General features: G+C 72.4%; 18 protein-coding genes. 12 read left to right on the plus strand and 6 right to left on the minus strand.

Annotated elements, in window-relative coordinates:
- Window positions 1–10: 10 nt before the first annotated feature.
- Window positions 11–1621 (plus strand): hypothetical protein, encoded by a 1611-nt coding sequence (locus tag ACQPZP_RS03775; protein WP_433476228.1) that lies wholly within the window; start codon window positions 11–13, stop codon window positions 1619–1621.
- Here the strand turns inward: ACQPZP_RS03775 and ACQPZP_RS03780 are convergent.
- The gene (locus ACQPZP_RS03780; RefSeq protein WP_433476229.1) at window positions 1611–2918 is read right to left on the minus strand and encodes an SDR family NAD(P)-dependent oxidoreductase; all 1308 of its coding nucleotides are present in this window, start codon (window positions 2916–2918) and stop codon (window positions 1611–1613) included. The two genes, ACQPZP_RS03775 and ACQPZP_RS03780, sit on opposite strands and share 11 nt — an antisense overlap.
- A 237-nt stretch (window positions 2919–3155) precedes the next feature.
- Here ACQPZP_RS03780 and ACQPZP_RS03785 point away from each other — a divergent pair, with 237 nt between their 5' ends.
- The 9 genes from ACQPZP_RS03785 to ACQPZP_RS03825 all read left to right on the plus strand — a co-directional run bounded on the left by ACQPZP_RS03785 (window position 3156) and on the right by ACQPZP_RS03825 (window position 13565).
- Complete coding sequence (locus tag ACQPZP_RS03785) at window positions 3156–4214, plus strand: DegT/DnrJ/EryC1/StrS family aminotransferase (protein WP_433476230.1); 1059 nt, start codon at window positions 3156–3158, stop codon at window positions 4212–4214.
- Complete coding sequence (locus ACQPZP_RS03790; protein ID WP_433476231.1) at window positions 4211–5221, plus strand: Gfo/Idh/MocA family protein; 1011 nt, start codon at window positions 4211–4213, stop codon at window positions 5219–5221. The genes ACQPZP_RS03785 and ACQPZP_RS03790 overlap by 4 nt, the downstream gene beginning before the upstream one ends.
- Window positions 5214–6803, plus strand: coding sequence for a glycosyltransferase family 2 protein (locus ACQPZP_RS03795; RefSeq protein ID WP_433476232.1), 1590 nt, complete (start codon window positions 5214–5216; stop codon window positions 6801–6803). The genes ACQPZP_RS03790 and ACQPZP_RS03795 overlap by 8 nt, the downstream gene beginning before the upstream one ends.
- Window positions 6804–6806: 3 nt before the next feature.
- Window positions 6807–8123 carry a nucleotide sugar dehydrogenase gene (locus tag ACQPZP_RS03800; RefSeq protein WP_433476233.1) on the plus strand — a complete coding sequence of 439 codons (1317 nt, stop codon included), beginning with the start codon at window positions 6807–6809 and terminating at the stop codon, window positions 8121–8123.
- A 77-nt stretch (window positions 8124–8200) separates the two neighbouring features.
- Window positions 8201–9784: a glycosyltransferase family 4 protein gene (locus ACQPZP_RS03805; RefSeq protein WP_433476234.1), complete on the plus strand. Its 1584-nt coding sequence runs from the start codon at window positions 8201–8203 to the stop codon at window positions 9782–9784.
- 2 nt (window positions 9785–9786) lie between these two features.
- The gene (locus tag ACQPZP_RS03810) at window positions 9787–11028 is read left to right on the plus strand and encodes a glycosyltransferase family 4 protein (protein WP_433476235.1); all 1242 of its coding nucleotides are present in this window, start codon (window positions 9787–9789) and stop codon (window positions 11026–11028) included.
- Complete coding sequence (locus ACQPZP_RS03815; protein ID WP_433476236.1) at window positions 11025–11564, plus strand: hypothetical protein; 540 nt, start codon at window positions 11025–11027, stop codon at window positions 11562–11564. The genes ACQPZP_RS03810 and ACQPZP_RS03815 overlap by 4 nt, the downstream gene beginning before the upstream one ends.
- 4 nt (window positions 11565–11568) lie before the next feature.
- Entirely contained in the window at window positions 11569–12963 is a 1395-nt protein-coding gene (locus ACQPZP_RS03820) for a glycosyltransferase (RefSeq protein ID WP_433476237.1), read from the plus strand.
- A 20-nt stretch (window positions 12964–12983) separates the two neighbouring features.
- Complete coding sequence (locus ACQPZP_RS03825; protein ID WP_433476238.1) at window positions 12984–13565, plus strand: hypothetical protein; 582 nt, start codon at window positions 12984–12986, stop codon at window positions 13563–13565.
- Between the two features lie 5 nt (window positions 13566–13570).
- Here ACQPZP_RS03825 and ACQPZP_RS03830 read toward each other — a convergent pair whose 3' ends face one another.
- From ACQPZP_RS03830 to ACQPZP_RS03850, 5 genes are all read right to left on the minus strand, one after another.
- Window positions 13571–14185 carry a DapH/DapD/GlmU-related protein gene (locus ACQPZP_RS03830; RefSeq protein WP_433476239.1) on the minus strand — a complete coding sequence of 205 codons (615 nt, stop codon included), beginning with the start codon at window positions 14183–14185 and terminating at the stop codon, window positions 13571–13573.
- Window positions 14182–16167 (minus strand): glycosyltransferase family 2 protein, encoded by a 1986-nt coding sequence (locus tag ACQPZP_RS03835; RefSeq protein ID WP_433476240.1) that lies wholly within the window; start codon window positions 16165–16167, stop codon window positions 14182–14184. Before ACQPZP_RS03835 ends, ACQPZP_RS03830 begins: the two co-directional genes overlap by 4 nt.
- A gap of 39 nt (window positions 16168–16206) precedes the next feature.
- A complete protein-coding gene (locus ACQPZP_RS03840) occupies window positions 16207–17967 on the minus strand; it encodes a CDP-glycerol glycerophosphotransferase family protein (RefSeq protein ID WP_433476241.1) in 1761 nt (586 codons plus the stop codon).
- A 156-nt stretch (window positions 17968–18123) separates the two neighbouring features.
- Window positions 18124–19542, minus strand: coding sequence for an SDR family NAD(P)-dependent oxidoreductase (locus tag ACQPZP_RS03845; RefSeq protein ID WP_433476242.1), 1419 nt, complete (start codon window positions 19540–19542; stop codon window positions 18124–18126).
- Between the two features lie 245 nt (window positions 19543–19787).
- Window positions 19788–20873: an acyltransferase family protein gene (locus ACQPZP_RS03850; protein ID WP_433476243.1), complete on the minus strand. Its 1086-nt coding sequence runs from the start codon at window positions 20871–20873 to the stop codon at window positions 19788–19790.
- A 156-nt stretch (window positions 20874–21029) separates the two neighbouring features.
- On the opposite strand from ACQPZP_RS03850, the gene ACQPZP_RS03855 reads away from it, so the two are divergent.
- Together ACQPZP_RS03855 and ACQPZP_RS03860 are read left to right on the plus strand one after the other, a co-directional pair.
- On the plus strand, window positions 21030–21434 hold the full coding sequence (locus ACQPZP_RS03855; RefSeq protein WP_433476244.1) for a PGPGW domain-containing protein: 405 nt from the start codon (window positions 21030–21032) through the stop codon (window positions 21432–21434).
- Between the two features lie 89 nt (window positions 21435–21523).
- Window positions 21524–21958, plus strand: a complete 435-nt coding sequence (locus ACQPZP_RS03860) for a hypothetical protein (RefSeq protein ID WP_433466313.1) — start codon at window positions 21524–21526, stop codon at window positions 21956–21958.
- The last annotated feature ends 69 nt before the right edge of the window (window positions 21959–22027 follow it).

Below are 22027 nucleotides of genomic sequence, written 5' to 3' on the forward strand. Positions count from 1 at the left end.
GTGGCGGCCCATGGCCCCCCAACGCTTCGGCTGGAAGACGACTCGCGCGCAGGACATCGCACGTTGCACGGCCGGACTCCTCCGGTTCGCGACGCCCGGCGAGATGGACGTTCTGGCCGGGCAGTTGCCCGATGACCGCGTCCGGCGCGCCGTGAGCAGTTACGGAACGCCGAACCGGGTCGTCCTGGAGGCGCTGCTGCGGCGCGGGAGGGCCGGTGATCTTGATCTGCTCGTCCAGCACGCGCTGCTCTCCGACGATCCGCCGTCCCTGCTGGGGCGCCTCCTCGATCTGGACGATCCGGAGGTCAACGCGACCCTGCTGGCCGCGGAGAGCGCGCTCGCCCCGCTCCCGCGGAACCTGCGCCGCCAGCTCGCCCACCAGACCTCGCGGCGGGACGGCGTCACGCCGCGCCCGCTGCCCGCCGAGACGCGGCGGGCGCTGCTGTCGCCGGAGGGGACGCCGGGGCCCGTCGACCACGCGCTGCTGTTCGCGGCCGATCCCGACGTGGCCGGGACGGCGCTGCGGTTCGTCGGGGCGGGCGCCGACCCGCACGGCGCTCTCCAGGCCTGCCGGACGCTGCTCGACGCGCATCGCAAGCACGAGATCAGGCAACTCGTCGACCAGGGGCGGCTCCCCGCGTACCGGTGGGGGCCGGACGGATCGCTGCCGAGCGTCCTCGCTTACGCGCAGGCGGCGCTGGAGACCGCGCAGGGGGAGTGGCGGCTGCGCGATCTCTCCGAGCGGGTGCGCAAGGCCGAGTTCCTGCGGACGATCGCGGAGATCGCCGACGTCGCGGGATGCGAGCCCTGGCGAGGCCGGCCGCCTGTGCGCACGGTCGTGCATCGCCGCCACCCAGGCGTCCCGCGCGTCGGCTGGGACGCCGTCCTGGCGGACGAGCCGCGCCGGCGCGCCGAGGAGGGACCCGTCCCCCGCAGGGCCGCCCGGTTCATCGCCAAACGCACCGGCGTCCCGCTCGATCTGTCGCGCTCGGTGGTCGCCGACCATCCCGACGTCGCCGCGTTCATCAGCGACCCCGCCCCGGAGTTGCTCGCCGGCCTGTGCGGTCAGGGGGCGCGGCCCGGCGCGGACGTGCTGCTCAAGGTCGCCGGGAACGGGCTGGTCGCCGGCACGCTCACCGCGGAGTTCGTCGTCGGCACCGTCCCCGAGGAGGCGCTCGCGGACCTGGCGGAGTCGCTGTGGCTGCCGGGCCTGCGCGGCACCGCGCGCGTCCGGGCGCTGCTCGGGCGGGACGGGGACGTCCCGCTGGCCCCGGTGTTCGTGGAGGAGACCGGCCACGGCCGCACCAGGCGCCTGCGGGAGCCGGGCACGCTGCGGCACTGGGACCCCGAGACGATCTACGGCACCCACGCGGCGCGCGTGCTGCGCGAGGGGAGCGTCACGGCCGACGTGATGCTCACCGTCGCCGAGGTGGACCGGCTCCTCGCCCCGGAGCCCGGGGCCTTCCCCGACCCGCGCGTCCTGCGCCGCCTGGCCGAGCACGTCGACCGGCATCTCGGCGGACGTCCCGAAGCCTGGAAGGTGGCGCTGAAACTGCTGGAGGACGGGTTCGCCGGGCCGCTGCCGCAGCTGATCGAAACCGCGGGCGCGGTCACCAGCTGACGACCCGGTAGTCCTTCAGCAGGCAGCCGTGCGGCGGGTCGCCGTCCCGTTCGCCGCGCACGATCGGGTCGTAGACGCGGGCGGCGGCGTCCACGACGTCCAGCGGGGGACGGAACCCGGCGGCGGCGCGGCGCGCCCGGTCCGGCGCGGGCTGCTGGTCGGTGAACCATCCGGGGTCGACGCTGGTCACGTGGATTCCGTGCTCCGCCAGCTCGGACGCCGTCGTTCGCGTCAGCATGTTCAGTGACGCCTTCGCCATGTTGGTGTGGGGATGCTCGGCGCCCTTGTAGGCGGAGGCGAACTGCCCCTCGACGGCCGACACGTTCACCACGTACCGGCGGGGATGCGGAGACAGTTCCAGCAGCGGACGCAGCCGGCCCAGCAGGACGAACGGCGCCGTCACGTTGATGAGCTGCACCTCCAGCAGTTCGACCGGATCGACCTCGTGCACCAGCCGCGTCCAGGAGTTGCCGGGGGACGGGTCGGGGAGCAGTCCCGCCACGTCCACCGCGCCGGAATGAGCCGTGGTCACCTCAAGCGCCGCCGGTGCGGGCAGGGCGGCGGTGCCCTCGCCCGCCAGCAGTTCGGCGTACGACTCCGGTGGATGCCGGAGCGTCTGCGCGGCCAGGTTGACCAGGATGTCGAGCGGCCGCCCCTCGGCGGCCAGCGCGTCGCACCAGCGGACGAGGCCCGGGACGTCGCGCAGATCCATCCCGGTGATGGTGAGCCGGTCCTGCCAGGTCTCGCGGTCGGGCACCGCGGAGAAGCGGCGGCGGGCGTCGGCCGGGAACCTGGTGAGCGCGGTGACCGACGCCCCGTCGCGCAGCAGTTTCAGCACCAGCTCGAAACCGGCCTTCACCCGGCCGCCCGTGACGATCGCACGCCGCCCGGCGAGGTCGGCACGCGCCGCGCGGCGCCGGTGGTGCTCCTCGGCGCACGGCGGGCACAGCCGGTGGTAGAAGGCGTCGGCCTCCCGGAAATGCGCCTTGCACACGTAGCAGCTGACGAGCCCGCCGAGCGGTGTCCGCGCTCCGTGAACGGACGACCGGACGATTTCCCGGGGCGGCTCCACCGGGGCGCCCTCCACCCGGTCGGCGGCGCCCGTGGCCGTTCCGGCCAGCACCTCGGCGTCGGCCGCGGCGCGCCGCTTTCTGGCCGCCGCCCGCTCCCGTTCACGGGTGCGTTTGACGAATGTGCCGACGGCGGTGCGCACGCGTTCCAGGTCGGGATCGCCGTCCGGCGCCTCCGCCAGTTCCGCGAGAACGCGCAGGCAGGTCCGCACATCATCGTCGAGCATGCGCGCCATTAAACAGGGTAGACGCCCGGAAGTGGGCGGGGGACAGATCAACGAATGGCCTTGCCTGCCGTCCGACTTGGCTAGTATTTGTCCGTTAGGCGAGGCTTTCGCTAATTGTATGCATTTGGTCGCGCTCCGCTTTCCCCGCAAGGAAGCCGCACGTTCATATCGTCATGCTTTGAGGGGAGCTTGTGCATGCCCGTTAAATCGGAAAGGCCGGTGCCTGCGGCCAGTCCCGTGATCGGTGAAGCCGAGATCGAGGCCGCGGTGCGGGTGCTGCGCAGCGGGCGGGTCGTGCAGGGGCCGGAGGTCGCGGCGTTCGAGGAGGAGTTCTCCGAGATCGTGGGGGGACGGCACTGCGTCGCCGTCAATTCGGGAACGTCCGCCCTGCATCTCGGCCTGCTGGCGCTCGGGATCGGCCCGGGGGACGAGGTGGTCGTCCCGTCGTTCACGTTCGCCGCGAGCGCCAACGCGGTCCGGCTCGTGGGCGCCGAGCCCGTGTTCGCCGACATCGAGCCGGAGTCGTTCTGCGTCGATCCGGACGCCGTCGCGGCGGCGATCGGGCCGCGGACCGCGGCGGTCATGCCGGTGCACCTGTACGGGCACCCGGCGGCGATGGACCGGATCCGGCCGCTCGCGGACGAGCACGGCCTCGCCGTCGTGGAGGACGCCTGCCAGGCGCACGGCGCCGCCTTAGGCGGAACCCCGGCGGGCGCCATGGGCACGCTGGGATGCTTCAGCTTCTATCCGACCAAGAACATGCACGCCCTCGAAGGCGGCATGATCACCACCGCCGACGCGGAGACCGCCCGGACCCTGCGGCTGCTGCGCAACCAGGGCATGGAGCAGCGGTACGCCAACGAGATCGTCGGTGCGAACATGCGGCTCACCGACGTCGCCGCCGCCATCGGACGCGAGCAGCTCAAGCGCCTCGGCGGCTGGACCGAGCGGCGCCGGGCGAACGCGGAGTTCCTGGACGCGAAGATCACCGCCGCGGTGACGCCGCCGGCGGCGCCCGGCGCGCGGCACGTCTACCACCAGTACACCGTCCGGGTCGAGGAGCGCGCGGCCGTCCAGCGGTACCTGGACGAGCGGCAGATCGGCAACGCCGTCTACTACCCGACGCCGGTCCACCGGTTGATGCCCTACCTGAAGGACGGGCGGCCGGATCCACGCTGGGACCTGCCTGAGACCGAGCGGGCCGCCGCCGAAGTGCTGTCGCTGCCGGTGCACCCCACCCTCACCGAGGACGAGCTGGCGCGTGTCGCCGACGGCGTGAACGGGGCCGCGTCGTGAGCGCGCCGCTGCGCGCGGGCCTGGTCGGGCTCGGCGCGATGGGACGCAACCACGCGCGCGTCCTGAGCGGGCTCGACGGCGTGGACTTCGTCGGCGTCGTCGACCCGGCGGGACGCCCGGACGCCGCCCCGTACGGGGTTCCGCTGCTGGAGACGCTCCCGGACCTGCTGGCGCTCGGCATCGACTACGCGGTGGTCGCCTGCCCGACGGCGCTGCACGAGGAGGTCGCCCTATCCCTCGCCGAGGCCGGGGTCGGCGCGCTGATCGAGAAACCGCTCGCCGATTCGGTGGAGGCCGCCGAGCGTCTGGTCGCGGCGTTCGAGTCGCGCGGTCTGCTCGCCGGAGTCGGGCACATCGAGCGCTACAACCCGGCGCTGCAGAGCATGCGGGTCAGGCTGGAGGCGGGCGAGCTGGGCGAGGTGTTCCAGGTCGTCACGCGCCGCCAGGGCCCGTTCCCGCACCGGATCGCCGACGTCGGGGTGGTCAAGGATCTCGCCACCCACGACATCGACCTGACCGGCTGGGTGACCGGCCAGACCTACGTTTCGATCTCCGCGCACACGATGGCGCGCAGCGGCCGGCCGCACGAGGACATGGTGGCGGCCGTCGGGCGGCTCAGCGACGGCTCCATGGTCAGCCACCTGGTGAACTGGCTGAGCCCGCTCAAGGAGCGCGCCACGGTCGTCACGGGCGACCGCGGATGCTTCGTCGCCGACACGCTCACCGCGGACCTGACGTTCTACGCCAACGGCGAGACGAGCACCGAGTGGGAGGCTCTGCGGGCGTTCCGCGGCGTCTCCGAGGGAGACATGATCCGGTACGCGATACCGAAGCGCGAGCCGCTGCTCGTGGAGCACGAGAAGTTCCGAGACGCATTCCGCGCGGGCGGCGACGGCGACATCGTGACGCTGCGCCAGGGGCTGCGGACGGTCAGGGTCTCCGCCGCCTTACTCCGGTCGGCCAAGCTCGGCACGACGGTCTCGCTGCAGGAGGTGGCCAGTGTCTGAAGCCGCCACGCCCGACGTGAGCGTGGTCGTCGCGGTCTACAATACGATGCCGTACCTCACCGCCTGCCTGAAGTCGCTGGTCGAGCAGAGCATCGGCCGGGACCGCATGGAGGTCGTCGCGGTGGACGACGGCTCCACCGACGGCAGCGGGGCCGAACTGGACCGGTTCGCCGAGGAGTACCCGGACGTCCTCACGGTGCTGCGGCAGCCGAACTCGGGCGGCCCGGCCGTCCCCAGCAACCGGGCCCTGGACGTGGCGAAGGGACGCTACGTCTACTTCGTCGGCGCCGACGACTACCTCGGGCCCGAGGCGCTGGAACGGATGGTGGCGGCGGCCGACGAGTGGGGCTCCGACGTCCTCGTCGGCAAGATGGAGGGCGTCAACGGCCGCGCGGTGCGCCGTCCCGAGATCTTCGCCGAGAACCGTGCCGAGATCGACCTGTACGACTCGGTTCTCCCTTGGGTGCTGTCGAACTGCAAGCTGTTCCGCCGCGACCTGGTGGAGCGGCACAAGCTGCGCTTTCCCGAGCACATGCGGATCGGCAGCGACCAGCCGTTCACCCTCGAGGCGTGCGTCCGCGCCGAAAGGATCTCGGTCCTGGCCGACTACACCTGCTACTACGCGGTGCTGCGCGAGGACGGCGGCAACATCACGCAGGGCGCCGTGGACGTCTACACCCGGCTCGAATGCGCGGAGAGCCTCTTCGCGGTCGTCACCGGCCTCCTCGAACCGGGGCCGCACCGGGACGCGATCCTGAAGCGGCACACCCGCTGGGAGCTGACCATGCCGACGCGGGAGGGGTTCCTCGAACTCGACCGCGACGCGCAGGACGACGTCTGCGCCCGCGTCGGGAGGCTCGTCGAGCACTACGTGACCGACGACGTCCTCTACACGCTGCCGATCATCCGCCGGGTACGGCTGCGGCTGGCCCAGCTCGGCCAGGTGGAGCCGCTGTGCGAGGCCATCCGGGCGGCGGTGGAGGAACGCCCCTACCTGATCGCGGTGAAGAACGGCCGCACCTACCTGGCCTACCAGGGCTTCGAGGACCGGGATCTCGGCCTGCCGGACGACCTGTTCGAGATCACCAAGGGGATGCGCCGGCGGCTGTCGCAGGAGGTGCGGACGGTCGGCGCCCGGCGCGACCGCGACACCGTCGAGATCACCGTGCGGACCCCGTTCACCGGCCTCGGTACGGAGGACCGGGACGCGGTCCGGCTCGCGCTCGCTCCGCGCGGCGGCAAGGAACGCGTGCACCTCGACGAGGCCGGCGTCACCCGCGAAGCGGGCGAGAACGGTATGCACGTGACCGCGAAGATCCCCGTCGCGCTGCTCGCCGGCGCCGGCCGGACGCGGCACGACCTCCGGCTGATCTTCACCGCGTCCGGAGAGACGCACGACGTCGCCGTCCCGGCGGACCTGCCCGGGCCGAGCGACGACCTGGTCTGGCAGCGGGCCAGGCCCCACCGGCTGTCGGTGACCGGCGACGACCGGCACGGCACGGTCATCGAGACGCGTCCGGTCCGTCCGGCCCGCGCCGTCGCCCAGCGGGTCCGGCGCGCGACGTCCTCTGGAGGTAGGTAGCACATGCGGATCTGCGTGGTCGCGCTCGGCAAGATCGGTCTCCCGCTGGCGGTGCAGTTCGCCCGCAAGGGCCACCGGGTGATCGGCGCCGACGTGAGCGAACGGGTCGTCGCCGACGTGAACGCCGGCCGCGAGCCGTTCCCCGGCGAGGCGGAGCTCGACGCCCACCTCGGCGAGGCGGTCCGGGCCGGGCTGCTGACGGCGACGACCGGCACGGCGGCGGCCGTCGCCGAGTCGGAGGCGGTCGTCGTGGTCGTGCCGCTGTTCGTGGACGAGGCGGGGACGCCCGACTTCGGCTGGATGGACGCGGCGACCCGGTCGATCGCCGAGGGCCTGCGTCCGGGGACGCTCGTCAGCTACGAGACGACGCTGCCGGTCGGCACCACCCGGGGCCGCTGGGCGCCGATGCTGCAGGAGGGCTCGGGCCTGACCGCCGGCACCGGCTTCCACCTGGTGTTCAGCCCGGAGCGCGTGCTGACCGGACGGGTGTTCGCCGACCTGCGCCGCTACCCGAAGCTCGTCGGCGGCATCGACGAGGCGTCCGCCCGGCACGGCGTCGAGTTCTACGAGCAGGTGCTCGACTTCGACGACCGTCCGGACCTGGAGCGCCCCAACGGCGTCTGGGACCTCGGATCGGCGGAGGCGTCCGAACTCGCCAAGCTCGCCGAGACCACCTACCGCGACGTCAACATCGGCCTCGCCAACCAGTTCGCCCGCTACGCCGACACGGTCGGGGTGGACGTCACCAAGGTCATCGAGGCCTGCAACAGCCAGCCGTACAGCCACATCCACCGGCCGGGCATCGCCGTCGGCGGCCACTGCATCCCCGTCTACCCGCGGATGTACCTGTGGAACGACCCGGCCGCGACGGTCGTCCGGGCCGCCCGCGAGGCCAACGTGGGCATGCCCGGCTACGCCGTCGGTCTCCTCGCCGCCGCCTACGGCGACCTCACCGGCGCCGAGGTGCTGGTGCTGGGCGCGGCCTACCGGGGCGGCGTCAAGGAGACGGCGTTCTCCGGCGTCTTCCCCACGGTCGAGGCGCTGAGGGCGCGCGGGGCCGTCCCGTACGTGTCCGACCCGCTGTACACGTCCGACGAGCTGGAGGCCCTGGGCCTTCCCCCGCACAGGGGCGAGGCGGTGACCGCCGCGATCGTGCAGTCCGACCACGCCGCCTACCGCGAGCTGGGCGCGGACGACCTGCCGGGCGTCAAGGCCCTCGTGGACGGACGCCGCGTCACCGACCCCGCGCGCTGGCCCGGCGTGGAACACATCGTCATCGGCGGACCCGGCGAGGGGGCCGACCGCACGACATCCCGCTGAGCGACCCTCAATCCGGGGATCCGCGCATTCCACCACCGGACGCCGGCGGTCCCGGCCGACCACACTGGAGTATTCGAATGCAGAACGAAGACGAGACGGTCTCCGGCGCGTCGCGCGGCCGCGTCGTCATGCTCGTCGACAACGACGTCGTGCGCGACTCGCGGGTGCAGAAGGCCGCGACGTCGGCCGCCGGGGCCGGCTGGGAGGTGCATCTGCTGGGCTGCACCTCGGCCAAGAAGCGCCGCTCCTGGACGCTCGGCGGCGCCCGCGTGCGCCTGCTGCCGCTGCAGCACACGCTCCTGCGGAACCAGCACGGCGTCCTGCGCGCGACGCTCCGCCGCCCGCTCGCGTACGGGCACCCGAACGTGGCGAACTACCGGCGCCGGCTCGTCCAGTCCCGGCGGGCCGACCTCGCCGCCGCCCGCCTCGCGCCCGGCTCACGCGGCCCCGCGCGCAAGGGCCGGCTGCTGGCCCGGCGGGTGACGGCGAAGTTCCAGTCGCGGTGGGTCGCGCTGCGGGTGCGCCAGACCGACTCGCTCGCCAAGGCCCGCAACAACCCGCGCTCACCGCTGGAGCGGTCCGCGATCAAGTTCTGGCAGACGCTCCTCGGCGACCGGGCCTGGCGCGTCCTCGACCGCAACCTGTGGGACTGGGACAGCGCGTACGGGAAGGTCATCGACAAGCTCGAACCCGACATCATCCACGCCAACGACTTCCGGATGCTCGGAGTCGGGGCGCGCGCGGTGCGGCGGGCCCGCGCCAAGGGCCGGCAGGTGAAGCTCGTATGGGACGCGCACGAGTTCCTGCCGGGCATCCGGCCCTGGGGGGCCGGGCCGCGCTGGCTTCCCGCCATGTGCGCGCACGAACTGGAGTACTCCGGCGACGCCGACGCGGTGGTGACGGTCTCGGCGGCCCTCGGCGACCGGCTGGTCGAGCGTCACGGCCTGCGGCACAAGCCGACCGTCGTGCTCAACGCCCCGATCACCGGCGGGGAGCCGACCAGCACCGACCCCGTTCCGGACATGCGGGAGCTGTGCGGCCTCGGCCCGGACACCCCGATCGCCGTCTACAGCGGCAGCGCCTCCGTGCAGCGCGGCCTGGACATCATGATCGAGGCGCTCCCGCGGATGCCCCGGCTGCACGTGGCGCTGATCGTCTCGTCCGCGCGGTCCGAGTACGTCCGGGGCCTGCTCGCCCGCGCCGCGGAACTCGACGTCGCCGACCGGGTCCACACGCTGCCGTACGTGCCGTTCGACCAGGTCGTGCCGTTCCTGGCCGCTGCCGACATCGGCGTCATCCCGATCCACCACTGGCCGAACCACGAGATCGCGCTGATCACGAAGTTCTTCGAGTACTCGCACGCGCGGCTGCCGATCATCGTCAGCGACGTGCAGGCGATGGGCGACATGGTGAAGTCCACCGGGCAGGGCGAGGTCTTCCGCGCCGAGGACCTCGACGACTACGTGCGTGCGGTCGAGGCGGTGCTCAGCGACCCGAAGCGGTACCGTGCCGTGTACGACGACCGGCCCGACCTGCTCCGCGAGTGGACGTGGGAGGCGGCGGCCGAAGTCCTGGACGGCGTCTACGCCGGCCTGCTGCCCTCCGCCGCGAAGGCGGCCCCGGCGGCGTCCGGCGACCACCTCATCGGCGCACAGGACTGACGATGGCGACGGACCTGGCAGGCAGGGACGTGGCGGTCGTCACGCCCTGGTATCCCAACCCGAAGCAGGAGTGGGCGGGCGCCTTCGTCCAGGCGATGGTCGAGGCGACGGCGCAGGGCCTCGGCGAAGTGACCGTCTACCACACCGAGGCGTGGCTGATGCGGCAGCCGCTCGCGGAGGTCGAGGCCGCGCGCGAGGCGCACCGGCGGCTCCTGCCGGTCGCGCTGCACCCCGCGCCGGCGGTGGCGGGCGCCCGGCTGGTGCGCGTACCGGTGCCGACGGTGCCGGACTACACCTTCGCGGAACTCGCCGAGCAGCACGCGCTGTGGCTGCGCGAGGCGCTGGGCGGCGAGCCGATCCCGGCTCCCGTCGTCCACGCGCACGTGGGGCTGCGCGGCGGCTGGACGGCGCTGGAGAACGCCCGCCCGGACGCGCGGGTGTTCGTCACCGAGCACGCGTCCTTCCTCGACCAGGTGCTCGACCAGCCGGACTCACGGGACATGTACGAGCGGGTCCTGGACCGCTGCACCGGCTTCTTCGTGGTGACGGACGTGCTGCGGGACAAGCTCGCCGCGGCCTTCCCGTCGCTCGCGCACAAGATCGAGATGATCTCCAACCCGATCTCCTTCGGGCGGCCCCGGCCGAGCCCCGTGACCGAGCTGCGCCGCTGGCTGTACGTCGGCACCCTGGTCGAGCGCAAGGGCGTCGACTGGCTGCTGGAGGCGTTCGCCGAGTGCCACGCCGAGGACCCGGAGCTGACGCTGACCATGGCCGGGCCGGGCGTCCTCGCGGCGCGGCTCGCGGAGCGTGCCGCAGAACTCGGGGTCGACCATGCGGTGTCGTTCCTCGGCGCGGTCGCCCCGGACGAGGCCACGCGGCTCATGCGGGAGCACGACGTGCTCGTGCACCCCGCCCGGTGGGAGACCTTCGGAGTGTCGATCATCGAGGCGGTGGCGGCCGGACTGCCGGTGCTCGTCACCCGCTGCGGCGGCCCCGAGCGCACCCTGGCCGGCATCGAGACCGCGGCCGGGGAGATGATCGACGTCGAGGAGAACTCGGAGTCGATCGTCGAGGGCTACCGCCGGCTGTGCGACCGGTTCCCGGACGGCCTCGACCTGGCGAAGGCCCGCGAGATCCTGGACCAGCGCTTCGGGTACCGCACGGTGGCCGAGGCGCACCACCGGCACTGGTTCCCGGAAGCCGGCACGCACGATGCGGCCGCCGACGGGGGAGGAGAAGCGTGAACGTGCTGTTCGTGGCCCTCGGCGCCTCTCGCCGGCCCGCGGTCGTCAGGGAGTCCGCGCAGGTCGTCGCGGACGGCGGCACCGCCGCCGTGCTGGTCCGCAAGACGTCGTCATGGGCGAAGGACCCGCTCCCGGACGGTGTCGACGCCGTCGAGCTGCCCGCGCTGGAACGCCGCTACCGTCCCGCCGCCGTGCGGATCGCGTTGTTCCGGATCCCGCGGCTGCTGCTGCGCGTGTGCCTTCCCGGGCCGCTCCGCGGCCTGGGAAACCGGATCGACTCCGCGTACCGGCGCCGGGTCGCCCGTCCCGCCGACCGCCGGCTGGCACGCTTCTACCGGCGGGACCCCGCCGCGGTGCGCCGGCGGATGATCGAGCGCGAGCTGCTGCGCGGCCGGTCCGTCGACCTCGTCGTCGTCGGCGACCCGCAGTCGCTGGTGACCGTGGCGGAACTCGCGGATGTGATTACGGACGCGGGAGCGAAGCTCTCGTACTCCATTGCTCATGAAAGGCCCCCGGCAGATCACGCCAGAGGATGATTCCATGACCGAACGCCGCCCGCGTCTGCTGTATCTCGCCTTCTACTTCCCGCCCTCGCGCGCCAGCGGGGTGTACCGCCCGCGGGCGACCGCCAACCGGCTGATCGAGCTGGGGTGGGACGTCACGGTCTTCGCGGCGCCGCTGCCGTTCCTGTACGACACCATCGGGTCGGTCGACGACAAGCTGATGGAGACCGTCGACCCGCGGATCACGCTGGTGCGACCGGACCTGAACCGCTTCGTCTGGCAGACGAACCTGCGCGAGTACAGCAGGTTCCGGGGGGCGTTCCCGCAGCTGGCCCAGTCGCTCTACACGTGGGGGCATAAGCACGTCTTCCCGGAGCACTACGCCTCCTGGGCGCGCGACAGCGTCCGGCGGGCGCTGCGGATGCACGCGCGGCGCAGGTTCGACGTGGTCCTCGCGACGGGGAACCCGTACGCCTCGTTCGCCGCGGCCTGGCTGTTCCACAAGCTGACTCGCACCCCCTACATCATCGACTACCGGGACTCCTGGACCCTCGACCAGTTCAGTGAGGAGCCGATGTTCGAGGACGGGCATCCCGCCTGGCGCTGGGAGCGCCGGGTGCTAGGGTCCGCGGCGAACTCGCTGTACGTCAACGATGCTCAGCGCTCCTGGCACGCCGATCGCTACCCCCGCGTGGCCGACCGCATGTTGACCGTCCTGAACGGCTGGGACGCCGACACGCTCCCGCAGCGCGCCGAGCCGCCGCCCTCCGCCCGGGCGGAGGCGGAGGAGCCCGCGCCCCGGTTCTCGTTCGTCGGCACGGTCACCGACAAGCAGCCCATCGAGGAGCTGCTCGAAGGGTTCGCCCGGGCGCGGGAGCATTCCGACATGGCGGACGCGACCCTGAACTTCTACGGGTATTTCGGGTTCTTCAAGGGCTCGGACAACAAGCTCCGCAAGCGTTTCGCCGCCGCGGCCGGTGAGCGGGCGCCAGCGCCGGACGGCGACGGCGACGGGCAGACCTTCGCTCCCGGAGTGCACGACCGGGGGCCGGTGTCCAAGACGGAGCTCGCCGACGTCTACCAGGAGTCCGACGTCCTCGTGTTCCTCAACGGCGGCGGACGCTACGTCACCTCCGGGAAGATCTTCGAGTACATGGCGGCGGGACGGCCCATCGTGTCCGTCCACACGCCCGGGTCGGCGGCCGAGGAACTGCTGCGGGGCTACCCGCTCTGGTTCAACCCCGGCGGGCTCGACCCCGCGGACATCGCCGCCTCGATGGTCGCGGCGGCGAAGGCCGCCGCCGGCCTCGACGAGCGGCAGGTCGCCGAGGCCCGCGACTACGCGGACCGCTTCGAGCGGAACAGGACGCTGGAGCCGCTCGTGAAGCGGCTGACCGAGCTGGCCGCCCGCAGGCGCGCCGTGGCCGGGTGACCAGGGTGGGAGACGGTGACGTGAACGGTACGCGAGCCCCGCGGGTGATGGTCCTCGCCATGGATCCCAGGCTGACCATGGACCCCGATCCGGCCGTGCCCGTCAAACGCCAGTACAGGCGCATCATCGGGCTGGCCGGCCACTTCGTCGCGGAGGAAGGGGCAGAGGTCGACCTGGTGACCGCCGAACCGGGTGGCTGGCAGAAGCTGGACGAGCGGGTGCGCCTGCACCGGCTCGACCGGGCGGAGGCCAGGCATCCCCTGCCCTGGCTGGAGCACACGCTCGTGATCAGGGTGCCGCGCCTCGTCGTCCGGCCGGTGGCGCGGCTCGGCCGTCCCGGCGCCCTGCTGGAGCGCGTGCGGACCCGCGCCTCCCGCGCCGTCCACCGCCGGCTCTTCGTACCGTTCTACCGGCATGTACGGCCGCACCTGCTGGCCCGCATCGCGCGGCGGCGCGTCCTGCGCGACATCGACACGGGCCGGCTCGTCCGCGTCATCGTGATGGACCGGACGTCGGTGCCGCTCGGCCGCCGGCTCGCCCGCCTGCATCCGGACCTCGTCGTGACGACGCGGCAGGTCAGGAGCCTCGACGCCAAGCCCTGACCCGCTCAGCCCTGCTCGGCCAGGACCGTCGTTCCGGAGCCGTCGCCGGCGGCCGCCTCCACGTAGCGGGCGCCGGTCCGCGGGCACTCCCACGTCCCGTCCGGACGCTGCGTCAGGCGCGCCCCCGCCCGGCCGACCCAGCCGATCCGGCGGGCGGGGACGCCCGCGACCAGCGCGAAGTCGGGGACGTCGCGGGTCACGACCGCGCCCGCGGCGACCATCGCCCAGCGTCCGACCCGGACCGGCGCGACGCACACGCTCCGGGCGCCCAGCGACGCGCCCTCGGCGACGTGCACGCCGACGGCCTCCCAGTCGGCGCCGCGCTTCAGCTTCCCGTCCGGGTCCACCGAGCGCGGCTCCCGGTCGTTGGTGAGGACGACGGCCGGGCCGACGAACACGCCGTCCTCCAGCACGGCGGGCTCGTAGACGAGCGCGTGGTTCTGCAGCTTGACGTTGTCGCCGATCCGCACGCCCGCGCCGACGTACGCGCCGCGTCCCACGATGCAGCCCGCCCCCAGCCTGGCGTCCTCGCGGATCTGGGCGAGGTCCCACACCGTCGTGCCGTCGCCGAGCTCCACACTCGGGTCGACCTGGGCGCTCGGCGTGATCCGGTGACTCATGTGCTGCCTTCCTCGGAGTTCTGATCCTCGCCCGATGATGCCCCGGGCCTGAGCCTCTGCCTCAGCCGCCGCGCCCGTGCCGCCAGCGGCACCGTGACATGCACGGTCAGCGGATTCCGGTCCAACCGGACATGCATGCGCCGCGGCGGAAGCAGCGACGCGGTCATCGGCCCGAGCAGGCCCCCGCCCTCCCGCACGCGGACCCGGGCGGGCCCGTCCACGCCGTCGATCTCGAACGACGCCCGCCAGCGTCCGGGCCGGGCGCCGGTGAGCGAGAGGTCGGCGCGGGCGGGGCCGCTCGCACCGGTCACCAGCGGCGCGCGGAGCACGGCGCCGTCGGCGCGCTGGAGCAGCACGCTCATGCGCGGCGGCGGACCCGGCTCGAGCAGCGGCGGCGGTTCGCACAGCAGCCGCAGCCGGCGCCCCGGCCCCCGGCCCACCTCGACGTTCCCCAGGTCGGCCGGGTCTAGGCCACCGCCGACCTCCAGCGCGAGGGTGCCCCGTCCCGGGCCGGGCAGCGGCCGTACGAGACGCCAGCGCCCCTCGGCCTGGACGAGCCCGGCGCGCGGCACCGCCATTCCACGCGGTTTGACGAGCGCGACGGTGAGGACGTGGCCCTCGATGACCGCTTCCATGCTCATCGTCCAGCGGCCGTCCGGCCAGGAGCCGGGCGCCGGGTGGAACGTCGCGGTGAACGCGGTGGCCCGTCCCTCCCCGGTCATGCCGCCGGGCGCGGTCGCGCACCGGATCCGGTGGCGGGTGCCGTCGTTCTCCACGACGAGATGGACGACCGGCGAACCCTCGTCCACGTCACGAACCAGCACGGTTCCGCTGACCGTCAGGCCGGCGCCTTCCCAGGCGACTCCGTCCAGGGCGGACCGCAGCTTCGGTGACGTCTCGTAGCAGGTGTCGGGGATCTTCCGGGCCGCGTCCCGGAAGAAGGGGTAACGCGCGAACGCCCGCCCGGCCTCCAGCAGGACGCGTGCACGTTCGCCGCTCCGATGGAACCGCAGGACCTCCTCCAGCTCCTCGTCGAGGTCGTGCAGAAGGCAGTGGGCGAGCACCCGGCGGAGCGGGGTGTAGCGGGCCAGAAGTCCCGGGGTGAGCCAGGCGGTCAGCAGTTCGCGGCACCCGTCCAGAGCGATCTTGCGTTCGTCGTCGGCGGAGTCGAGGTACAGGCGTTCGAGCCGCCCGAACACCTCCAGTTGCAGGTAGCGGTGGTGCAGCCGCTCCCGCAGCGCTCCCGGCTCGCTGTGCTCGGCGACCAGGGCCATCGCCCGGCCGGTGATCGCGTGCACGTCGGCGGTCGGTGCGCCGCCGACCTGCGTGCTGCTGGTCCCGTCGTCCCGGGCGGCCCAGTAGTAGCAGTCGTGGTCGGCGAGGACGGACACACCGCCGGCGTTGAGGTACGCGCCGGCGGTGAACAACTGGTCCTCGTGGGAGAGCATGCCCTCGGTGAAGCGCAGCCCGGCACGGTCGATCAGCGACCGGCGGAACAGCTGGAGCGCCGCCATCGACATCCGGGGGAACAGGTCGCAGTCCGGGTCGAGCACATGGGTGCGCTCGATGGTCCGGTCGAAGACCTGCGGCACCTTGCGGCCGCCCGTCCCGACCTGCCGGCCGAGGACGATGTCGGTGCCGTTGCGTTCGGCCATCGACGTCATCCGCTCCAGCGCCTCCGGGCCCAGCCGGTCGTCGGCGTCCAGGAAGAACACGTACTTCCCGGACGCCTGTTCCAGGCCGCGGTTGCGGGGCGCGCCGGGCCCTCCCGAGTTCGGCTGGTGGACGACCGTCAACCGGTCCTCCGCGCGGGACAGCTCGTCCAACAGCTCGGCGCTGCCGTCGGACGAGCCGTCGTCCACCGCGATGACCTCGACCTGCGCGGCGGGCAGGGTCTGGGCGAAGACCGACTCCAGCGCGCCGCCCACCGTGTCCCGGCAGTCGAACACCGGGACGATCACGCTGACCAGGGGTCGCCTCATGGCCCCTCTACCCGTCGGGCTGCGAGTGTGGGGGCCACTCTATGCGGGCTCCGGCGCCGTTGTGACGTGTGGCCCGGCCGGGCCGTACATGGTCGAGCGGGGGCCGGACCGGGCGAGTGCGTCGACGGCGGCGGCGAACCGTGTCATCGCGTCCGGGTGCTCGGGGCCGAGCAGGTAGTCCCGGAGCGTGCGCCGCTCCCCGGCCAGCGGGTCCTGGCCGGGTGTCGCGGCGACCGCGAGGATGTCGCCCAGTTCGGCACAGTCCGGGCCCAGCAGGTAGGCCGCGGACGCGGACGGGAACTCGGCGCGGAAGACCGACTCGTCCATCCCCTCCGGGTTCGTTACGACATACGGCTTCAGGCTTGGAATGTAGTCGGAGATCACGCTGGAGATGTCGGTGACCAGCATGTCCGACCGGTTGAAGCACTCGTAGAGGGAGGCGTCCGCGCCGGTCACCACCTGGTGGCCGCCCGCGCCGTTCCGGTCCGCCTGCTCGATCATCCGCACCAGCCGCTCGTGCACGGCGGCCGCCTTCGGCAGCCGCCGCCCGGTGTAGGGGTGCGGCCGGTAGATCACGCGGAGCCGCGGGCCCTGCTCCAGCAGGGTGCGGACGATCCTCTCGCCCATGCCGAGCAGCGAGCTGTAGCCGTGCTCGTTGTCCCAGCCCTCCCAGGTGGGCGCGTACAGGACGGTCGGCACCGGCCCGCCGGACGGCTCGGTGGTGATCTCCCCGAGCTGCGGGCGGCCCACCTCGACGATGGCCTCGTCGCGCACCCCGGCGTCGGAGTTGTGGTAGCGGTCGCGGCCGGCCGGACCGGCGACCCAGACCTCGTCGAACACCTTGCTGACCGGGTTGGAGCTCGGCCCCTTGTCGCTGTCGCCGTGCCCGACGAACACGTGCTTGATGTGCTCCTCGCGGAGGAGGTGCAGGTTCTTGCCGGTGTTCCCGGGGTAGAGCGCGACCTTCACCGTGCCGAGATCGAAGTTCATCATGTCCTCGGCCCGGGTGATGCACAGGACCGGCAGCGTCGTGGGGGCGAGGGCGCCCACGACCTCCGGCGTGCGAAGGAGGACCATCGCCTTGCGGTCCAGCCGCTCCAGCGCGTCCAGCCACATGTTGGCCTGGTACACGGTCGCGGGGGGACCGTTGAAGTACAGGACGACCTCGGGCCGGCAGCGGTTCACGCGGCGCTGCACGTCGTGCTCCACACGGTCGGCGTTGAGCAGGGCGCGCATCCGGCGCAGCCGTGGCATCTGCCCGGCGTGGACGACCAGCGCGGCGGCGGCGGTGGCGGCGAGGCCGGCGGCCAGCAGCGGCGGGAAGTCGACGAGCAGGCCGACGGATCCGAAGAGCAGGGGGAGGAGGTCGGCGCGGGATTCGAGCAGGCCGGCCAGCCGGGCCTGCCAGGCCGGGGGGTCGGCCGGGAGGGCGGGCTCGCCCGGCCCGAGGTTGCGGGTGACGAACGGCAGCCGGTTGACGCGGCGGACGGCGACCGCGCCGGCGAGTGCCACGGTGCGCAGCCAGTCGACGAGGAGGAAACCGAGGGCGGCAAGCACGATCGCCGGGTCGCCGACGTCCCCGGACTGGGCGAGCAGCAGCACGAGGGCGGCCTGCCGGACGAGCACGCGGGCGCCCACGCCCATCTGGCCCCAGCGCAGCGGCCTCGCCGCGTCCGGCAGCAGCCGCTCGACCGCGGGCTCGGCCGCGTAGCAGAGGGCGGCGGCGGAGAGGAACCAGGCGGGCGCCCCGGCCAGGGCCGCCACGAGCAGCAGCCCGAGCGCGGCGGGCAGCAGTAACACCGATGAATACTGGATGAGAGTCGAGTACCGAGGGATGAGACGCCGCACGGCACACCTCCGTCTGATCAGCGCGGCCCCTGGGGGCGGCGAAGGGTGGGAAAAGAGGGGTGACCTGCGCCCGCCGGGCCGGGCGGGCGCGTGCAGGGGGAGGGGAAGTCAGCTGGGACGGGCGCCGCTGAGCGGGTCCTCGCGGCGCACGTCGATGACCTGTCCGGTGAGGTCGGACAGCAGGACGTTCAGGGACGTCCGGCCGACCTGGTCGGCGCTGAGCAGGGTGTGCGGGGGTTCCTGCCCGAACGCAGCGGTCCGCATCGGGGTGCTCGTCCGCTCCGGGTTGATGCAGTTGATCCGCACCCCGTCGGCCGACCACTCGTCCGCGAGGGCCTGCGTGAGGTTGACCGCGGCCGCCTTCGCCGACGAGTACAGGCTGTACTCCGCGCGTCCGCGCGTGTAGGAGCTGGACGTGTAGAGCAGCAGCTGGCCGCCGGTCTTGGCGAGGTACGGGAACGCGGCGCGGGCGATGTGGATCGGCGCGAGGTAGTTGACCCGCAGCGCCTCCTCGATCGCCTCCGGGTCGATCGAGTCGAGCCGGCCGATGCGCAGCACGCCCGCCGTGTTGACGACGAAGTCGACGCGTCCGGTCGCCGAGTAGGCCTGGGCCAGCGCGGCGGCGACGTCGTCGGGCCGCTCGGCGTGGGTGCGGGTGGCGCCGCGGCTGTAGCCGAAGACGCGGGCGCCGAACCGCTGGGCGAGTTCGGCGACGGCGGCGCCGATGCCCTGGCTGGCGCCGAACACGACCATGGTCCTGCCGCCGAGCGCCTCGGCGTACTCGTCCTCGGACAGGTCGGGGGCGTCCGACGAGGCGAGCTGGAACAGCTTGTCCGCGACGAACATGTCCACCGGCTCGGTGACCTTCATGTTGTGCTCGTCGCCCGGGACGACGTAGATCGGGGTGCCGGGCAGGTAGCGGAGCACCACCGAGCAGTCGTCGGTCGCCTCGAAGTTCTCGTCCTGCCACGCCTTCTCGTAGGCGGCGCGGATGGTGGCGAGGCGGAACCCCTGCGGGGTCTGCCCGCGGCGCAGGTTCGCCCGGCGCGGGACGTCGACGATCACGTCCTCGTCGACCTTGATGATCGTGTCGGCGGACGGGATGGCGACGTCCACGGCCCGGTGCTCGTGCAGCGCGGTCACGCAGTCGCGGATGATGCGCTGCGACAGCAGGGGGCGGACCGCGTCGTGGAACAGCACGCTGGTCGTCTCGGCCGGATGGTCGGCGAGCGCGTCGAGCGCGAGCTGCGTCGTCGCGTTCCTGGACGTCCCGCCGGGAAGCACTGCCTTGACTTTCGTGCAACCGGCCTTTTTCACGCACTCCGCGGCGTCCTGGAGAAAACCGGGGTTCATCAGAACGAGTATCTCGTCGACGTCGGGTGCCTCCTCGAACACGCTCAGTGTGTGCTCGAGGATCGTCTTTCCTGCGATCTTCAGAAGCTGTTTGGGTGTGCTGAGTCCCATCCGTTGCCCGCTGCCACCCGCCAGGATGACGGCGACGACGCGGTGTTCGCCCTGCGAGGCCATGACCAATGCGACCGTCCTTTGACTTCTTGGCAGCCGGAAGGGCTGCCGAAACCGAACGTGTTGCAGTGACCCGTGGGATCTCGAAGGGGGCGCGGGCAGCGCGGCAATCGCAGGGCTAGACGATCCACACGGGGGAGAAACTGCGGCCTAACTGTACCCGGTCTGTGGGAATTTGTGGCGAATTCAGTGATCTTTCAGATTCCCGTAACCTCGGTGTGACAGGGCGCAGTCAATGGCGCGATCTGTCACCGGCCGAACAACGGCCTCAGATTGGGTTCGACCGCCCAGCGGGTCACGCGTCGTACGGGTGCGGTGCTCAGGAGTGTGACGATGACGAAGCACGCGAGCACCACCGACAGGACGCCCGGAATCGTGTCGAACCAGCCGAGCTTTTGCCAGCCCTCGAACGTGAAGAGCCGGGTCAGGAACCCGTGCAGCAGATAACCGTAAAGGGTCGCGGCGCCGAGGTCGCTGTACCAGGTGTGCCGGGACGGGACAACGGCGAGGAATGCGATGAGGAGCACCGTCGCGGTGATCAGCAGCACCAGCCGCATCATCGTTCCGGTCAGCTCGTCCACGCCGAGACCGGCGTTGGAGGTGTCCCAGTTCAGCCAGCGCGCGTTCATATGGTCGTGGGTGACGAACGCGGCACCGAACGCGGCGGCCAGGAGCACGGCGCCCGCGATCCGCGCGGCCGGCCGCCGGACGATCTGCAGCACTTCCGGCGAGAGCGTGAGCCCGAGGACGTAGAACGGCACCAGCCCCAGGATCCGGTACAGGTCGAGCGTGCTGCCGATGTCGCTCATGTAGCCGAGCAGGCAGACGAGCACGGCCGTGGCCAGTGGATACCTGAGCTTCCGCCACACCGAGGTGAGCAGCCGCCACACGAACAGCGCCAGCAGGAACCAGGTCAGGTAGTAGGGGTCCAGGACGTCGAACTGGAACCTGCGGCCGTCGACCCCCCAGGCGAACAGGCTGTAGGCGCACTGGAAGATCAGGTACGGCGCGAGCGTCGAGCCGACCAGCCGGGAGACCTTGTCGTCGGTCAGCGTGAACCGCTTGGAGAGGTAACCGCTGATCATGACGAACAGCGGCATGTGGAACAGGTAGACGAAGTTCCAGAGCGCCGCGGCCAGCGGGACGTCCCGCAGGCCCGACAGGCCGTGCCCGCCGGCGACGAGGAGGATCGCCAGGAACTTGGCGTTGTCCAGGTGCGGGTCGCGGCCCCGGGGTGCCGCGCCGCCCTGCGCCGGCCGCGTTTCCGGCGGACGTCCGGCGGATGGTTCCACCGGTAACTCGGGGACGACCGACGCCTCAGATGTCTGTGTCATGGAGAGAACCCTGATCCAGAGGGGGGCTCGTGGAGCATATCGGACCAATCACTCCAGAACCCCCAAAGTCACAGGTCGCGGTCCCGCCGTCACGGACGGACGCCGGCCCGATCCTCGGGTAGGGAGACAGAGACGGGAACTGACGGGGGGACAGGCATGGGGTACGGAAGCTCGGCCAGACGCGTCGCGGTGGTCATCGCGGGGGGCGCGGTGCTGTTGGCCGGTGGCGCCCTGCTCGTCCTGCCGGGGCCGGGGTTGCTGCTCGTGCTGGCGGGGCTGCTCATCCTCTCCCGGGAGTTCCCGGCCGTGAACCGCTACGTCGAGCCCGTGCGGGAGCGGGCGATCCGGGCGGCGGAGGAGAGCGTGACCTCGTGGTGGCGCCTCACGGGCGCGATCCTGACCGGGCTGGCCCTGATCGGCGCGGGCGTCGCCTGGGGGCTCGTGCCGGAACTGCCGCTCGGCGGATGGAGCACCGGGTCCGGCCTCATCCTCTCGGGATTCATCCTGTTCGCGCTTCTGTACTGGAGCCATCGCCGGGTCAGGGCCGGCCGCGCCGGCTGATCGGCGGGCGTTTTGCCGCGGCCGTTACCGGCCTTGCCGAAATGTTCCGGCGGTTTGATCCGTGGAGCGGGTATCACCGTGCAATGGGTATGGGCATACTTCTTCGACTACTCGTCGCCGCGGGGCTCGCGGCCGACGCCGTCGTGCACTGGCGGTTCGCACCCGGTATGGCTCCAGGGCCCCATACTCCGAGCGACGTCATCCCCGGGGACGATCTGTTCCGCGGCCAGGCCGTCGCGGCGGCCGTCGCGGGCCTCCTCGTGCTGTTCTGGGCCCGCAAGTGGACGTACGCGATCGCGTTCATCGTCGCCGCGAGCGCGGCCGGCGCCGTGCTGCTGTACTACTTCGTCGATTTCGGGCAGCTCGGCCCGATCCCGCGGATGTACGACCCGTCGTGGTACAGCGACAAGACGATCAGCCTCGCCGGGGAGGTCGTCGCCGCCGTCGCCGCGTTCATCGGCTTCTTCACCGTCGGCAGAGGGGACCGCGCGGAGTCGTACTCCGCCCCCGCCTCCGTCCGGTGAGGGTCGCGGCGTTCCCCGGGGCGTCCGGCGCCGCCCCGGACGCCTTGACCTATCAAATGAACAGTCTTT

The sequence above is a fragment of the Spirillospora sp. CA-142024 genome, from assembly GCF_050942325.1.
In the GTDB taxonomy this organism is placed as follows: domain Bacteria; phylum Actinomycetota; class Actinomycetes; order Streptosporangiales; family Streptosporangiaceae; genus Spirillospora.

Bases quoted from the DNA above. Each gene is read 5' to 3' on its own strand.
- ACQPZP_RS03830 (WP_433476239.1), bottom strand. From the start codon at position 14,185: ATGAGTCACCGGATCACGCCGAGCGCCCAGGTCGACCCGAGTGTGGAG.
- ACQPZP_RS03805 (WP_433476234.1), top strand. From the start codon at position 8,201: ATGCAGAACGAAGACGAGACGGTCTCCGGCGCGTCGCGCGGCCGCGTC.
- ACQPZP_RS03835 (WP_433476240.1), bottom strand. From the start codon at position 16,167: ATGAGGCGACCCCTGGTCAGCGTGATCGTCCCGGTGTTCGACTGCCGG.
- ACQPZP_RS03810 (WP_433476235.1), top strand. From the start codon at position 9,787: ATGGCGACGGACCTGGCAGGCAGGGACGTGGCGGTCGTCACGCCCTGG.
- ACQPZP_RS03800 (WP_433476233.1), top strand. From the start codon at position 6,807: ATGCGGATCTGCGTGGTCGCGCTCGGCAAGATCGGTCTCCCGCTGGCG.
- ACQPZP_RS03775 (WP_433476228.1), top strand. From the start codon at position 11: ATGGCCCCCCAACGCTTCGGCTGGAAGACGACTCGCGCGCAGGACATC.
- ACQPZP_RS03860 (WP_433466313.1), top strand. From the start codon at position 21,524: ATGGGCATACTTCTTCGACTACTCGTCGCCGCGGGGCTCGCGGCCGAC.
- ACQPZP_RS03855 (WP_433476244.1), top strand. From the start codon at position 21,030: ATGGGGTACGGAAGCTCGGCCAGACGCGTCGCGGTGGTCATCGCGGGG.
- ACQPZP_RS03845 (WP_433476242.1), bottom strand. From the start codon at position 19,542: ATGGCCTCGCAGGGCGAACACCGCGTCGTCGCCGTCATCCTGGCGGGT.
- ACQPZP_RS03850 (WP_433476243.1), bottom strand. From the start codon at position 20,873: ATGACACAGACATCTGAGGCGTCGGTCGTCCCCGAGTTACCGGTGGAA.
- ACQPZP_RS03820 (WP_433476237.1), top strand. From the start codon at position 11,569: ATGACCGAACGCCGCCCGCGTCTGCTGTATCTCGCCTTCTACTTCCCG.
- ACQPZP_RS03780 (WP_433476229.1), bottom strand. From the start codon at position 2,918: ATGCTCGACGATGATGTGCGGACCTGCCTGCGCGTTCTCGCGGAACTG.